Origin of the sequence: Collinsella sp. AF23-2, from assembly GCF_003459245.1 — a bacterium.
GTDB lineage: Bacteria > Actinomycetota > Coriobacteriia > Coriobacteriales > Coriobacteriaceae > Collinsella.
Genome location: NZ_QRVG01000007.1, coordinates 1 through 14,295 on the forward strand (window position 1 = coordinate 1; position 14,295 = coordinate 14,295).

Consider the following 14,295-nt stretch of genomic DNA (forward strand, 5'->3'; position numbering starts at 1 on the left):
CATTGTGGCTCTTGACAGCGGATTGGGTCATATGAGCGAATAGATGCCAGGCAGGTCGGTAACGCTCGCCTCGGGGTGGTTACGAATAGTGCCGTCCTTGCGGTCGACCGTCACACCGGGAAAGTTACCGACGTGCTGGTTGGAGCCCGTCAGCTGGTTGAACAACGTAGTCTTGCCGCAGTTTTGGTTGCCGGCGAGGGCGAAATGCAGCGGCGCACCCTCGGGCACGGCCGTTTTTGCCGCACGGGGCGAATACGTCCCCTCGCCGAGTGCCGGGTGCTCCGTCGTGCCGATTGCGGCGTTAGCGCGCGGACCCGTATCGGTGTCGTGAACACCCACGAGCTCGATGCGAGCAGCATCGTCCTTGCGCAGCGTCAACTCGTAGCCGCGTAGGCGAATCTCGAGCGGGTCGCCCATAGGGGCGTATTTCATCATGGTGACTTCGGTGCCCGGCGTTAGGCCCATGTCCAAAATATGCTGTCGGAGCGCCTGATCATCGGATGTCACCGATGCGACAACGGCGTCCTTTCCAATCTCGAGTGTATCGAGCTTCACGCGCTCATCCTTTCGTTAGACGCGGTTAACCGTTTACCGGGGCTAACCAACTCGTAACGACAAATGATAGCGCTCTGAACTATTTTATAAAGTCAAATACCGATGTTTACCTGCGCAAACTTTATGCGGTGCGCCCCGAAAGCTCTTTGCGCATACCGCTCAGCGAGATCGAAACGGAACCCGACCGCGCGGTAGCAGTGAGTCGATCACCCTCGACTGACCCCGTGCATGCAAAGGGCGCCTTGCCCATCAAGACATGGGAGATAGTACCCGAGAGTTCAAAGAAATCGCCCTCAGCGCGGGCACTCGAGAGAGCGATATTGAGACCCCTGACGTTTAGTACTGCCCTGAGCACGCCGTTCACCCCATGTGAAAACGTCACCTCGCCGCGTTTACTCCCCACCGGCGTCTGGGCCGAAACCACATACGTACCCTCAAGCATGGCTCCTCCTCTAAGCAGACTTTTTGAAACGGGCAAGTAGTCTACTTTTACATATGGCGTTCCAGGAAGCGGAAGGCTAGGCGAATCCAGGGACGGACTGCCACCTGCTTGTCCTCGTTGTCGACCGCGGTGTTGGCGTTGCCGAGCGAAAGGCCGTGACCGCCCTGGTCAAAGACGTGCATCTCGCAAGCGACGCCCTCCTCGGCCATGCGCTGCGCAAACGGATAGACCTGTGCGATCGGCGCTGTCTTGTCGTCGGACACGCCCCACACAAAGGTCGGCGGCATCTGGCGCGAAACATGCGTGGTAGGGCAAATGTCGGTCAGGTGCTCATCGGTCGCCTCGCCGCCCGTCACCATCGACAGATAGTCGTTGAGCAAATCGCGCCCTGTCTTGCCACCCGTCTTGGGCACGCGCAGGTCGATGCGCGGGTCACGCGTCTGCATATCGCGCACATAGGCAAGGTCGAGCAACGGATAGCCCAGCACCACGGCGTCGGGACGAATATCCTCCGGACGAGCCCCGGCAAGGCCCGCGAAGGGTCCGGTCTTCCACTGCGTTGCCAACGAGGCGCAGATCATGCCGCCCGCCGAGAAACCCACGATGCACACGCGCTTGGGATCGACATGCCACTCGTCGGCGTTGGCGCGCACGGTAGCGACCATCTTGGCGAGGTCCGCCTGCGGGTGCGGAAAGCTCACGTCGCCCGTGGCGCTCGTCACATAGTTGAGCACAAAGGCCTGGTAGCCGCGGTCCAAAAACGCAAACGCCACCGGGTCCTGCTCGTGCGGAGCGATATGCGTAAACCCGCCTCCGCCGCAGATGATCACCGCGGGGCGGCGGCCATTGGGCTTGTCGGGCAGCGGCTCGGCACCCAGATACGTAAACGTCGCCGGATAATCCTCGGTCGGCTCCTCGCCCCACAGCGCATGGTTCTCAATAATCATAGGTGCTCCCTCCGTGCGATTCGTGCGCACTCGTTTTTCGCACCTTAGCGTACCCCACTTGAGCCCGCGGCGCAGAAACACCCCCGCAATGAGTTGGCCTTCAACTGATATATCACAAAATCGCTGTTCAGAGGTATCGTTGGACAGCGTAAAATAGGAGCGCTGACCGTGCTGGGAAACACGTACGAAACGTTTCCGGCAAACCACACGCGTGCAACATGCGCGCCTGATACGTTGGAGGCATCTATGGGTCTGCTCGATTCGCTCAAGTCCACGTTCACTTCGTCGGGCGAGGCGTCCGTTCCGCCCGCAGCAAGCTTCGCCACCCGCGAAGGCGTCATCTACGCTCCTGTCAACGGCGTGCTCGTCAATCTGAGTGAGGTTCCCGACGAGACCATCGCCTCGGGCATGCTCGGCCAGGGCTACGGCATCGAGCCCATTACCGGCACCATTTACGCCCCCGCTAACGGCCGTATCGGCGCCACCACCGTCACCAACCACTCCATCGGCATGATCACCGAGGACGGTCTTCGCGTGTTCATCCATGTTGGCCTGGGCACCGTGGAAATGAACGGCAAGGGTTTTGCCCGCTTTGTCGAGATGGGTGACACGGTCAAGGCCGGCCAGCCGCTCATCAGCTTCGATCGCGAGGCCATCAAGGCCGCCGGCCACGAGGACATCGTGACCGTCATCATCTCCGAGCTCGATCGTCTTAAGAGCATCGACCATGTCGGCGAGTCCGGAACGCTTATCGGCGGCAACCCGCTCGTCAAGCTGGGCGACCCGCTGCTGGTAGCCAAGACCAAGTAGCCAGGCCCCGCGCCACACAGCCAAAAGGCAACACGAAAAGCGCCCACGAGCATTTGCCGTGGGCGCTTTTCGTTTGAAAAACCATCCCGCCAATGCCTTATCTGTATAGCCCAAATGAGCCGAGCTGCTAGAATATCGAACTGTATGGATAACTATCATTCAACCGTTATGGGAGGATACGTGAACCGCACCAAAATCGCGCAGCTTTACGCCGATGCCGAGTCGCTTGGCGGCCAGACCGTCACCGTCGCCGGCTGGGTCAAGTCCATCCGCGACATGAAGAACTTTGGCTTTGTTACGCTCAACGACGGCAGCTGCTTCCGCGACCTGCAGGTCGTCATGAACCGCGAGGCACTCGACAACTACGACGAGATCGCCCATCAAAACGTCTCGGCCGCACTCATTTGCACCGGCACCGTCAAGCTGACCCCCGATGCGCCCCAGCCCTTCGAGCTTTCTGCCACCTCCATCGAGGTCGAGGGCGTCAGCGCCCCGGATTACCCGCTGCAGAAGAAGCGCGCAACCGTCGAGTTCCTGCGCACCCAGCAGCACCTGCGCCCGCGCACCAACCTGTTCCGCGCCGTGTTCCGCATCCGTTCTGTCGCGGCTGCCGCCATCCACCGCTTCTTCCAGGAGCAGGGCTTTGTCTACGTCAACACCCCCATCATCACCACGAGTGACTGCGAGGGCGCCGGCGAGATGTTCCGCGTGACCACGCTCGACCCCAAAAATCCGCCCCTCACCGAGTCCGGCGAGGTCGACTGGAGCCAGGACTTCTTTGGCAAGCACGCGAGCCTTACCGTGTCCGGCCAGCTCAATGCCGAGAACTTTGCCATGGCCTTTGGCGACGTGTACACCTTTGGCCCCACCTTCCGCGCCGAAAACTCCAACACCACGCGCCACGCCGCCGAGTTTTGGATGATCGAGCCCGAGATGGCCTTTGCCGACCTGAACGACTACATGGATAACGCCGAGGCCATGCTCAAGTACGTCCTTAAGGACGTTATGGCCACCTGCCCCGACGAGCTCAATATGCTCAACAAGTTTGTGGACAAGGGCCTGATCGAGCGCTTGGACCATGTGGCAAACTCCGACTTTGCCCGCGTTACCTACACCGAGGCTGTCGAAATCCTGGAGCAGGCAGTCGCTGCTGGCCACCAGTTTGATTACCCCGTCAGCTGGGGCATCGACCTGCAGACCGAGCACGAGCGTTTCCTGACCGAGGAGCACTTTAAGCGACCGACCTTCGTAACCGACTACCCGGCCGAGATCAAGGCGTTCTACATGCGCATGAACGAGGACGGCAAGACCGTCGCCGCCGCCGACTGCCTGGTTCCCGGTATCGGCGAGATTATCGGCGGCTCCCAGCGCGAGGAGCGCCTGGATCTGCTCGAGGCCCGCATCAAGGACCTGGGCATGAATCCCGAGCAGTACAAGTACTACCTTGACCTGCGCCGCTACGGTTCCTGCAAGCACGCCGGCTACGGCTTGGGCTTCGAGCGCTTGGTCATGTATCTGACCGGCGTGGGCAACATCCGCGACGTCCTGCCGCACCCGCGCACCGTGGGCAACGCCGACTTCTAATCGCCACAGCGCCACCAAACGCGTTCCAGCGCATCACGCCAGCGCCTCTCGGCAAGCCGAGGGGCGCTTTTTTCAACAGTATCCGTCAAGCTTTTGGCAAGATTTTGGTCAGTTGAGCAGGGCTGTTGAAAACTCGACCCGCCGCTTGCCGACGACTACCGACCGCCCGGAGCGTCCTGCACCCCTGGGAAAGCCCCGCGCCCTAGGCTCCATACCGTCGCCACCCAAAACGGAAAGGACGTGGACGCCATGACCGAAACCGCTGTTGAAACTTACGAGACCACGACGAGGGGCGCCGCCTCGATGGCAGCCTATCGCGCCGTTCGCATCCTGCAACTATTAAGCGAAAACACCGGCGAGGACAAGGCCATGCTTTCCGATGAGTTGATCCGGCGTCTCGCCCATCCCGACGACCCCGCCCGCATGCCCATCTCGGCGGCGCGGCGCAGCATCTACACCGCCATCTCCGCACTTCGCCATGCCGGATACGAAATTGAGTACAAGCGCGGCGTGGGCTATCGACTCTTGACCCGTCCGCTCACCGACGAAGAGATCATCCGGCTCCACGGCATGGTCATGCGCAACCGCTCCACGCCCATCGCCATTCGAAAGAGCATAGCGCAGCACCTGGTCGCCATGGCGAGTGCCGACGTTCGCGGCTACCTCGATGCACCCGAGCCTGCTCCAAGCGCAGGCGACAAATCCACCAAGGCCACACGCACGCCCGTCAAGCGCATCGATGCCTGCGAGCTCATCGAGCAGGCCATCGACCACGGAACCACGGTGAGTTTTGATATTTCGAGTGTCACGGCACGCGGAGAGGTCGAAGTGGCGCGGATGACACTCCGGCCCTTTGCCATCAAGCAACGAGACGGCATCTCGTATTTGCTGGGAACGGTCTATGACGCGCGAGGCGCCGACGACACGCTGCGTACCGTTGAGATCGGCCGCATGAGAAACGTCACCACACGTCTCCTTGACGGCAAGAAGCTCTTCGCCGTCCTGGACGAGGACGATGCCTCCTCCGCCGCATAAGACCCTCCGCCGCCCATTCGACTACCCGTACCGCCCATCCGATTCTGTATTAAAAAACCCGCCAGGCTGTTGTAAAAATGGACATCAGCGCTACTATAGTTCCACTTGCACTTTGTCCCAGTGCAGTGTTTCCAGCCATTTTTATACTGGGGGTAATGATATGAAGGACATCACCATCAGCCGCAGGAGCCTTCTGGTCTCCGCCGGTCTGCTCGCGCTCGCCCCGCTCGCCGGATGCGGCGGCAACTCTGGTTCCGGCTCTGCTGCCGCCGGTTCCGACTACACCATCGGCGTTCTGCAACTCACCGAGCACTCCGCACTCGATGCCGCCAACGACGGCTTTGTCAAGGCCATCAAGGAGAGCGGCCTTAAGGTCAAGATCGACCAGAAGAACGCCCAGAACGACCAGTCCACGTGTAAGTCCATTGCCGACAAGTTTGTGGGCGACAACGTCAACCTGATTTATGCCATCGCCACGCCCGCCGCGCAGGCTGCCGCCGGTGCCACGGCCGATATCCCCATCGTGGGCTGCGCCATCACCGACTACGCCGCCTCCGGCCTGGTCCAGGACAACGACAAGCCCGGCACCAACGTCACGGGCGCCTCCGACCTCACCCCGGTCGCCGAGCAGCTCGAGATGATGCAGAAGGTCCTGCCCGACGTTAAGAAGGTCGGCTTGCTCTACTGCACCGCTGAGTCCAACTCCGACGTCCAGATCAAGGCCGCCAAGAAGGAACTCGACAAGCTGGGCCTCGAGTACACCGATTTCACCGTCTCGAGCTCCAACGAGATTCAGTCCGTCGTCGAGTCCGCCGTGGGCAAGGTCGACGCGCTGTACTCCCCCACCGACAACACGATTGCCGCGGGTGCCTCGCAGGTGGGCCAGATCTGCAAGGAGAATAAGCTCCCCTTCGTGACCGGCGAGGAGGGTATGTGCATGGCCGGCGGCCTGTTCACCCTCTCCATCAACTATAAGGACCTGGGCTACGCCGCGGGCGAGATGGCCGTTAAGATCCTGAAGGGCGAGGCCAAGCCCGAGGATATGCCGATCAAGCACCTCTCGAGCAAGGACCTGGTCGTCGTCAAGAACGACGAGACGGCCGAGGCCCTGGGCATCGACCTTTCCGCTCTGGACGAGTAGCGCCATGCGCGGTAACGCGTCTAGGGCCCGCACGCGCGCCACAGCCGCGTTATTCAATATCTGAGTCCTTGGGGCGAACGCTAAAGACCGGCGTTCGCCCTGCTTGTTTCGGATGAGACAAAACATCCGTCCGCAGCTCTTTTATGCATTGGTACCGCTATTATGGAAAATCACGTGTCCACCCTATCCTAGGAGGTATGAAGCATGCTCATTGCATTGCAGGGCGCCGTTTCGCAGGGCGTCCTCTGGGGCATTATGGTGCTTGGCGTGTTTATCACGTTCCGCCTGCTCGACATCCCCGATATGACCTGCGACGGCAGCTTTGCCCTCGGCGGCTGTGTCTGCGCCGTACTCATCGTCAACAATAACGTCGACCCCTTGCTCGCCGTGCTGGCCGGCATGTGCGCCGGCGCCATCGCGGGCGCCGTCACGGGCATCTTGACCACCGTCTTTGAGATTCCCGCAATCCTCGCCGGAATCCTTACGCAGATCAGTCTGTGGTCCATCAACCTGCGCATCATGGGCAAGTCCAACACGCCCATCCTTGCCAAGGGCACTATCTTCTCATCCGTCAGCAACATGACGGGCCTGCCGCAGTCCACTGTTGCCATTATCCTAGGCATTGTGCTGGCCGTGGCCATCGTCGCCATCCTGTACTGGTTCTTTGGCACCGAGATCGGCTCGGCGCTGCGTGCCACCGGCAACAACGAGTACATGATCCGCGCCCTAGGCGTCAACACCAACTCCACCAAAATGATCGCCCTCGTGCTCTCCAACGCCCTCATTGGCCTTTCGGGTGCGCTCATCTGCCAGAGCCAGAAGTATGCCGACATTGGCATGGGTACCGGCGCCATCGTTATCGGTCTTGCCGCCATCGTCATCGGCGAGGTGCTCGGCCGCCTGCTGCCCGGCGGTCTCACGCAGTTCTCCGTCCGTCTGGCCTCCGCCGTCTTTGGCTCCGTGGTGTACTTCCTCATCCGCGCCATCGTGCTGCAACTGGGCATGGACGCCAACGACATGAAGCTGCTCTCCGCCGTGATCGTCGCCGTGGCCCTGTGCGTGCCCGTGGTTTGGGAGCGCTATAAGCTCCGCAGCTCCTACACGAAGGGAGATGAGGCAGATGCTTAAGCTCTCGCACGTCAAGAAGACCTTTAACAAGGGCACCGTCACCGAGAAGCGCGCGCTCACCGGCGTCGACCTCACCCTCAACGATGGCGACTTTGTAACCGTGATTGGCGGCAACGGCGCCGGCAAGTCCACGCTGCTCAATATGATCGCCGGCGTGTATCCGCTTGATTCGGGTGTTATTGAGCTCGACGGCACCGACATCTCGCGTCTGAGCGAGTCGCAGCGCGCCAAGTACCTGGGCCGTGTGTTCCAGGACCCCATGCGCGGCACCGCAGCCGACATGCAAATTGCCGAAAACCTGGCCCTCGCCAAGCGCCGCGGCCAGCGTCGCGGTCTTTCGTGGGGCGTCACCAAGGCCGAGAAGGACGAGTACGTTAAGCTGCTCAAGCGCCTGGACCTCGGTCTGGACACGCGCCTCAACGCCAAGGTCGGCCTGCTCTCGGGCGGCCAGCGCCAGGCACTCACCCTGCTGATGGCCACGCTCACCAAGCCGCGCCTGTTGCTGCTCGACGAGCACACGGCGGCCCTCGACCCCAAGACGGCCTCTAAGGTGCTCAACCTGACCGAGGAGATTGTCGACGAAAACCATCTGACCACGCTCATGGTTACGCACAACATGAATGACGCTATCCGTCTGGGCAACCGTCTGATCATGATGCACGAGGGCCATGTGATCTACGACGTGGCCGGCGACGAGAAGAAGTCGCTCACCGTAGCCGACCTGCTGCAGAAGTTCGAGGAGGTCTCGGGCGGCGAGCTCGCCAACGACCGCATGCTGCTGAGCTAAACCTACCAAAAAGGGACAGGTTTATTTTGGCAGGTTTTATCTGCGCAAACGTCAAAACCGCCGCAAAGGAACAGATACCTTTGCGACGGTTTTCGCATATCATGTCGATAATCCGATATTCAACCAGACTTTCTGGCTAAGGACTAAGGAAACTGCCATGAAAAGACTCCCCCGCCTTGCGTTAGCCGCCGCGTTGTTTGCCGGCTCGCTCGCAGGCATCCCAAGCCTCGCTTTCGCGGGGAACCTGCCCGCCGCTATTGACGGCTCCGTGGCCGTCATGCACACCAACGATATCCACGGCAGCTACAAGTACAGCTACAACGCAAGCAAGGGCACCGGCACTGTGGGCTTTGACGGACTGGCGGTTCTCTATAGCGCCCAAAGCAGCGCCCCCGATCTTTTGCTCGATGCGGGCGATACCTTCCACGGGCAGTCCTTTGCCACCATGAGCGAGGGCAAGAGCATCGCCGAGCTCATGGACACCTTCTATGCAGACGGCTACGACGCGACCACGCCGGGCAACCACGACTGGAGCTACGGCGCGGACAAGCTCCGCACCATGACCGGCTACAGCCCCACCGGCACGCCCTTCGCCATGCTCTGCGCGAACGCGAAGTCTACGAGCGGCGTATGGAGCTCGAGTATCACCAAGACGCTCGATCGCACCTGGGAGGATAGCGAAGATCACTCCACATTCGACTACAAAATCAAGGTCGGCGTCGTGGGTGCCATGAATGAGTCGCTGGAATCCTCGCTGCGCGCGGACCTGGTCGCGGGTACGTCGTTCTCGAGTGCCGCGAACGCCATCAATGCCGAGGCCAAGCGACTGCGCGAGACGGAGGGCTGCAACGTTGTCGTCTGTATCGCGCACACGCTCAACGCCAAGACCTTTGCTGCAAAGCTCGTTGGGGTCGATGCACTGGTCGCGGGCCACGAGCACATCAACTTAGACGAAAACGTGACGGGGCTGACGGCAAGTCGGTCCGCGTCGTCGAGGCGGGCAGCGCCTTTGCCGAGGTGGGGCTGCTTTCCATTCCGTACAAGTACGACACGAATGGCACCGAGACGACCGACGATGACACGGTGGCGGTATACGCAGGCAAAAGCGACGAGAAGCTCTATACCGCCAAGGACGTAAACGTTCTTTTGACCGACCCCAACAAGGGCTCCACTTATCAGAGCATCCTTGATGAGGTCCACAACAACAAGATCAAGCCGCTCGACGAGGCCTTTGAAAACGAATCGAACAAGGTGCTCGGCACATCCACCACCAACTATTTCTACGGCGAGGACGCCGCAGGCACGCATGGTTGGGAAATGGTGCGCACCACCGATTTCCGCCCCAGCAAGGAGGGCGACACCACCAAGGCCCAGACCATCGGCCATGTGATCTGCGGCTCCTATCTTGACCTGACGGGCGCAGACCTTGCCATCGAGAACGCGGGTGGCATCCGCGGCGGCATCGCTGCAGGCGATGTGACCGCAGGCAACGTCATCGCTATCTCGCCCTACGGCAACACCGTGGAGACCTGGACCATGACCGGTGCGGACTTCCTCGCAGCGCTCGAGCATTCGCTGCAGATCAGCGACGAGTGCAATCACAGTTATGAGCTTCAGCAAGCCTACGTGGCAGCCGGCCATACCGAGCAGGAAGCGCAAGACAAGTACAAGTGGCGCGATGACTCTGGCAGCGTTCTCTCCTTTGGCGGCATCAACGTGACGATTGATTGGACGCAGCCCGAAGGCAAGCGCATTGTGAGTGCCACACTCGTCAAGGACGGCAGCACGCTCGATCCCACCAAGACCTATACCGTCGCCACCAACAACTACATCATTACCAACACGACCGACTTCCCCACCTTCGCACACGCCACCAAGCGCACCGAGTGGGGCACGTGTGAGGCGGCGCTGAGGGCGCTGATTGGGCAAAACGGCTGGGAGAGCAAGATGGCCGGACTCGCCGGCACCATCAGCTTCGGCTCCGCAGCCGTGGACCCCACGCCTACACCGGCCCCGACGCCTAAGCCCTCGCCTAAGACGGACACGACGACCACGAAGGTCATCACCAAGAAGACGACCGGCAAGCTCGCCGCAACGGGAGACCGCACGCTAGCCGTGATTGGCGCATGCCTCATCGGCGGCATCGTCATCATCATTCTCGGCATTATCTGGAAGCGTCGACGCTAAGCTACACCGCCGGGCCTTGCAGCCCCGCCGCATAAACCTTATATCGAGCACAGAAGCCCGTCCGAATTTGATCGGACGGGCTTCTTGGTGGGTATCATGGTTGGATGATCATGAGGAGGTTTCCCTACATGGAATTGTTTGAGCCAATTCTTCATTTCTTTGCACAACGATGGGTCCACAACATCATCTGGGCCGGTATCTTGGCCATCGGCACCGCCGTTGCCGCCAAAATCGCGTCCAAGACCCTGCACCACCTGCTTAACCGCGATGATAACCCGCTCCCAGCATCGAGCATCTTCATCAACATCACACGCGCCGTCATCTGGATGATCGGCGGCAGCTTTATCCTCGACAACTGTTTTGGCATTAATGCAAACGCCCTCGTCGCCGCTCTTGGCGTCGGCGGCATCGCCATCTCGCTCGGCTTTCAGGACACGCTGTCGAACCTTATCGGCGGTATGCAGGTGACCTTCATGGGCATCATCAAGCCCGGCGACAATATCGAGGTCGGCGGCGTGTCGGGCGTGGTCCAAGACATCACCTGGCGCCACACGACCATCGAGGATGCCTGCGGGCAGACCATCATTGTGCCCAACTCCAACATCTCCAAGAACACGCTCGTGCATCTGATGCCCTTTGGGCGCGTGGCCGTGCCCGTTGCCGTAAAGGACACGTCTAAGTGGGCTTCCCTTGACGCGCTGGCAGACGAGCTCACGAGCGCAACCAAAACGGCCGTCTCGCCCATCTCTGGCTTTGACAAGGAGCCCTACGTGCTCTTTAGCGAGATCGGCGACTTTGGCGTCAAGGGCAAAATCATCTTTATCGTCAGCGACGATAGCACCACCTTCACGGCAGCCGACGCCTGCATTCGTGCCATCGCCCCCATCATCGCCTAAACTACCACAAAGGGGACAGGCACCTTTGTGGTAGTTTCGCATCGTGGTACCATGGTTCATATCGTTGTTTAAACGACTAAGGGAGTAGACACCATGGAAGAGGCCTATCGTCAAGCACGCAAGCGCGGCGAGCAGGGACGCCGTCGCGCCATCAGCCAAAGCGAGCACCCGTACCTTACGGACCTCGACAGCTTGGTTGCCCAGCTCCCCTTAGGTCAGCGAGAGAGCGTCGGCCTGCGGGATATTCCGCTCGATATGGTCGTCGGCACGGTTACCAAGGGCCGTCAGTCTGCCTTTTCGTGCAACTTTATGCCCCTGTTGCCATTTAGCACCGAGTTCGCCCGCAAGTGGTCTAACCTCTACGACATCCAGGTAACCGAGGGCTATCGCGACCCCATCATCGTCACCGAGTTCATGCATCGGTTCTATGTCCAGGAAGGCAACAAACGCGTCAGTGTCCTCAAATTCCTAGACGCCCCGACGGTTTCGGCCAAGGTCACCCGTCTCTACCCCGGCAAATGGGATTCCGTCGAAAGCCGCCTGTACGGCGAGTTCTGCGCGTTTTGGCGCGTCTGCCCCCTATACGAGATCGAGTTCTCGCGTGAGGGAAGCTACGAAACGCTCGCCAAGATGCTCGGTCAGAACCTTATCGAAAAATGGCCGCAGAAAAAGGTCGACTACCTGCGCCACACCTTCCTGCTCTTTAAGCGTGCCTACCTTCGCGCAGGCGGCGATCACTTGGACATTACGACCGCCGACGCCATGCTCGTCTACCTCAACGTGTACAACCAGGACCGCCTGCTGGATACGCCGACGGATATCGTCGTAAACCGCCTGTGCAAGATCTGGCGCGAGCTGGTCATTGCCGGCAAAAATGACGAGGACAAGGTCGATCTTGTCGAAGCACCGAGCGTCGACGAGGAGGAGACTCCCGCCAAGTCCACCTCCGGCGTGCTCAACTTCTTTATGGGCAAGACCGTCTACTCGGCGGCCAACCCCCTGCGCATCGCCTTTATCCATGAGTTCCCCTGTGCGACGTCGAGCTGGGACAGCCTGCACGACCAAGGGCGTCAGTATCTCGATGAGCACTTTGGCGGCATCGTGCGCACCGAGGCGTTCGAGGACTGCCACGATCCGGACGTGTTCTACGCCGCTGTGGAAACGGCTGTCAAACATGGAGATAACGTCATCTTCTCAACCTCGCACCGCCTGATGGAATATACGCTCAGGGCTGCCGTTGAGTATCCACAGGTGCGGTTCCTTAACTGCTCTATCGGCCTTCCCCACCAAAGCGTCCGTTCGTACTTTGGCAAGATGTACGAGGCCAAGTTTCTCCTGGGCGCCCTTGCCGCCAGCATGGCGGACAACCACCGCATCGGTTACCACGCGTCGGTCTTCGCCTCGGGCGCACTCAGCGAGATCAACGCCTTTGCGATTGGCGCCTCGCTGCTCGACCCCCGCGCGCAAATTATCCTGACCTGGGGCGATGTGCCCGCCGGAGGCCTTGCCGAGGCCATGTGCCGCGAAGGCGTGAGCGTCATGACCGGCGCTGACATGTCAAAGTCGCTCGTAGACCCTACGGCCTACGGACTCCACCGCCTGGTCGATGGCAAGGTCGTCGGCATCGCCATGCCGGTCTGGAACTGGGGCCGATACTACGAGCTTATCGTGCGAAGCCTGCTGCATGGCACCTGGGATGAGACCAGTGACGACAGCCAGGTTCGCGCCGTCAACTACTGGTATGGCATGAGCTCGGGCGTCATCGACATTCGCTACGCTCCGGGCCTGCCCTATCAGACGCGCAAACTGGTGCAGCTGCTCCGCAATGGCATCGTCGAGGGCTCCATCAATCCATTTGGCGGCGAGCTTCATAGCCAAGACGGCGTGGTGCAGATTGAGGGCTTTCCCCCACTGCCGAGCGCGCAGATTGTCGAGATGAATTGGCTGGCGGACAACGTGGTAGGCACCATTCCGCAGCTCGACGATGAGCCGGGAGTTACCGCCCTATGAAGATCCTTGCCATAGCAGATACCGAAGAACGATGCCTTTGGGAGTGCTTTCGCAAGGAGCGCTTTGAGGGTGTCGACCTGATTCTGTCTGCCGGCGATCTGGACCCGGACTATCTTGAGTTTTTGGTCACCGTCATCAACAAACCGCTCATCTACGTGCGCGGCAATCACGACGACCGCTACGCACGTCATGCACCGGGCGGATGTATCTGCGTGGAAGACAGAGTGTACACGTACCGAGGGATTCGCATTGCGGGCCTTGGCGGGTCCATGCGTTATCGCGACGGCGCCAACATGTACACCGAACGCGAGATGTCCAAGCGCATGCGCAAGCTGTCGCGTAAGGTTAGGATGGTCGGCGGGTGCGACATTCTGCTTACCCATGCACCCGCCGCCGGTATGGGTGATCTGGACGATCTGCCGCATCGAGGGTTTGAGTGCTTTAACACGGCGCTTGAGTCCTGGGGGGCCGACTATATGATTCACGGGCATGTGCACCAAAGCTACGGCCCCAACTTTCAACGCGAGCGCCAACACCCATGCGGAACGAAGATTGTCAACGCCTGCGGCTATACCAAGATCGAAATTGACGAGGCGCGCTACCCCACGCGCGGTTGGAAGGCCGCTTGGCTCAACTCGCAAACCATGCGCCGCGAGCTCAAACGCCACGAAGCAATCGAGTCTTCAACCGCCAGAACCCCCTGGTAACTGCCAACAACCACCACGAAGGGGATAGGCACCTTTATGGTGGTTTTGCTGACTCGTCCGACCTGT

At 60.4% G+C, this 14,295-nt stretch carries 13 protein-coding genes and 1 pseudogene; 11 read left to right on the forward strand and 3 right to left on the reverse strand.

Annotated elements, in window-relative coordinates:
* Nucleotides 1-33 precede the first annotated feature (33 nt).
* The 3 genes and pseudogenes from DWY03_RS04275 to DWY03_RS04285 all read right to left on the reverse strand — a co-directional run.
* Nucleotides 34-555 (reverse strand): annotated as a pseudogene (locus DWY03_RS04275) (FeoB small GTPase domain-containing protein); the annotation flags it as partial.
* A gap of 121 nt (nucleotides 556-676) precedes the next feature.
* Nucleotides 677-997 (reverse strand): hypothetical protein, encoded by a 321-nt coding sequence (locus DWY03_RS04280; protein ID WP_117797403.1) that lies wholly within the window; start codon nucleotides 995-997, stop codon nucleotides 677-679.
* A gap of 47 nt (nucleotides 998-1,044) precedes the next feature.
* The gene (locus DWY03_RS04285) at nucleotides 1,045-1,944 is read right to left on the reverse strand and encodes an alpha/beta hydrolase (RefSeq protein ID WP_117839997.1); all 900 of its coding nucleotides are present in this window, start codon (nucleotides 1,942-1,944) and stop codon (nucleotides 1,045-1,047) included.
* A gap of 246 nt (nucleotides 1,945-2,190) precedes the next feature.
* Between DWY03_RS04285 and DWY03_RS04290 the strand changes: the two genes are divergently transcribed.
* The 11 genes from DWY03_RS04290 to DWY03_RS04340 all read left to right on the forward strand — a co-directional run bounded on the left by DWY03_RS04290 (nucleotide 2,191) and on the right by DWY03_RS04340 (nucleotide 14,229).
* The gene (locus DWY03_RS04290) at nucleotides 2,191-2,754 is read left to right on the forward strand and encodes a PTS glucose transporter subunit IIA (RefSeq protein WP_089572509.1); all 564 of its coding nucleotides are present in this window, start codon (nucleotides 2,191-2,193) and stop codon (nucleotides 2,752-2,754) included.
* 180 nt (nucleotides 2,755-2,934) lie between these two features.
* On the forward strand, nucleotides 2,935-4,338 hold the full coding sequence (asnS, locus tag DWY03_RS04295) for an asparagine--tRNA ligase (RefSeq protein ID WP_117563868.1): 1,404 nt from the start codon (nucleotides 2,935-2,937) through the stop codon (nucleotides 4,336-4,338).
* A 249-nt stretch (nucleotides 4,339-4,587) separates the two neighbouring features.
* Nucleotides 4,588-5,373, forward strand: coding sequence for a hypothetical protein (locus DWY03_RS04300; RefSeq protein WP_089572510.1), 786 nt, complete (start codon nucleotides 4,588-4,590; stop codon nucleotides 5,371-5,373).
* Nucleotides 5,374-5,533: 160 nt separating this feature from the next.
* On the forward strand, nucleotides 5,534-6,514 hold the full coding sequence (locus tag DWY03_RS04305; protein ID WP_117563784.1) for an ABC transporter substrate-binding protein: 981 nt from the start codon (nucleotides 5,534-5,536) through the stop codon (nucleotides 6,512-6,514).
* 204 nt (nucleotides 6,515-6,718) lie between these two features.
* Nucleotides 6,719-7,642: an ABC transporter permease gene (locus DWY03_RS04310; protein WP_117655043.1), complete on the forward strand. Its 924-nt coding sequence runs from the start codon at nucleotides 6,719-6,721 to the stop codon at nucleotides 7,640-7,642.
* Entirely contained in the window at nucleotides 7,635-8,429 is a 795-nt protein-coding gene (locus tag DWY03_RS04315) for an ABC transporter ATP-binding protein (RefSeq protein ID WP_117839998.1), read from the forward strand. Before DWY03_RS04310 ends, DWY03_RS04315 begins: the two co-directional genes overlap by 8 nt.
* Nucleotides 8,430-8,586: 157 nt before the next feature.
* On the forward strand, nucleotides 8,587-9,567 hold the full coding sequence (locus tag DWY03_RS10220; RefSeq protein WP_117839999.1) for a metallophosphoesterase: 981 nt from the start codon (nucleotides 8,587-8,589) through the stop codon (nucleotides 9,565-9,567).
* Entirely contained in the window at nucleotides 9,453-10,616 is a 1,164-nt protein-coding gene (locus tag DWY03_RS04325; RefSeq protein ID WP_231500743.1) for a 5'-nucleotidase C-terminal domain-containing protein, read from the forward strand. Before DWY03_RS10220 ends, DWY03_RS04325 begins: the two co-directional genes overlap by 115 nt.
* A gap of 128 nt (nucleotides 10,617-10,744) precedes the next feature.
* Nucleotides 10,745-11,512: a mechanosensitive ion channel family protein gene (locus DWY03_RS04330; RefSeq protein ID WP_117840001.1), complete on the forward strand. Its 768-nt coding sequence runs from the start codon at nucleotides 10,745-10,747 to the stop codon at nucleotides 11,510-11,512.
* 93 nt (nucleotides 11,513-11,605) lie between these two features.
* A complete protein-coding gene (locus DWY03_RS04335; protein WP_117840002.1) occupies nucleotides 11,606-13,522 on the forward strand; it encodes a BMP family ABC transporter substrate-binding protein in 1,917 nt (638 codons plus the stop codon).
* Nucleotides 13,519-14,229 carry a metallophosphoesterase gene (locus DWY03_RS04340; RefSeq protein ID WP_117840003.1) on the forward strand — a complete coding sequence of 237 codons (711 nt, stop codon included), beginning with the start codon at nucleotides 13,519-13,521 and terminating at the stop codon, nucleotides 14,227-14,229. Before DWY03_RS04335 ends, DWY03_RS04340 begins: the two co-directional genes overlap by 4 nt.
* Nucleotides 14,230-14,295 lie beyond the last annotated feature (66 nt).

What these genes read in the sequence shown, in the direction of transcription:
- DWY03_RS04340 (WP_117840003.1), top strand. Translation starts at nt 13,519, where the DNA reads ATGAAGATCCTTGCCATAGCAGATACCGAAGAACGATGCCTTTGGGAG.
- DWY03_RS04315 (WP_117839998.1), top strand. Translation starts at nt 7,635, where the DNA reads ATGCTTAAGCTCTCGCACGTCAAGAAGACCTTTAACAAGGGCACCGTC.
- DWY03_RS04310 (WP_117655043.1), top strand. Translation starts at nt 6,719, where the DNA reads ATGCTCATTGCATTGCAGGGCGCCGTTTCGCAGGGCGTCCTCTGGGGC.
- DWY03_RS04335 (WP_117840002.1), top strand. Translation starts at nt 11,606, where the DNA reads ATGGAAGAGGCCTATCGTCAAGCACGCAAGCGCGGCGAGCAGGGACGC.
- DWY03_RS04300 (WP_089572510.1), top strand. Translation starts at nt 4,588, where the DNA reads ATGACCGAAACCGCTGTTGAAACTTACGAGACCACGACGAGGGGCGCC.
- DWY03_RS10220 (WP_117839999.1), top strand. Translation starts at nt 8,587, where the DNA reads ATGAAAAGACTCCCCCGCCTTGCGTTAGCCGCCGCGTTGTTTGCCGGC.
- DWY03_RS04305 (WP_117563784.1), top strand. Translation starts at nt 5,534, where the DNA reads ATGAAGGACATCACCATCAGCCGCAGGAGCCTTCTGGTCTCCGCCGGT.
- DWY03_RS04285 (WP_117839997.1), bottom strand. Translation starts at nt 1,944, where the DNA reads ATGATTATTGAGAACCATGCGCTGTGGGGCGAGGAGCCGACCGAGGAT.
- DWY03_RS04290 (WP_089572509.1), top strand. Translation starts at nt 2,191, where the DNA reads ATGGGTCTGCTCGATTCGCTCAAGTCCACGTTCACTTCGTCGGGCGAG.
- DWY03_RS04280 (WP_117797403.1), bottom strand. Translation starts at nt 997, where the DNA reads ATGCTTGAGGGTACGTATGTGGTTTCGGCCCAGACGCCGGTGGGGAGT.
- DWY03_RS04330 (WP_117840001.1), top strand. Translation starts at nt 10,745, where the DNA reads ATGGAATTGTTTGAGCCAATTCTTCATTTCTTTGCACAACGATGGGTC.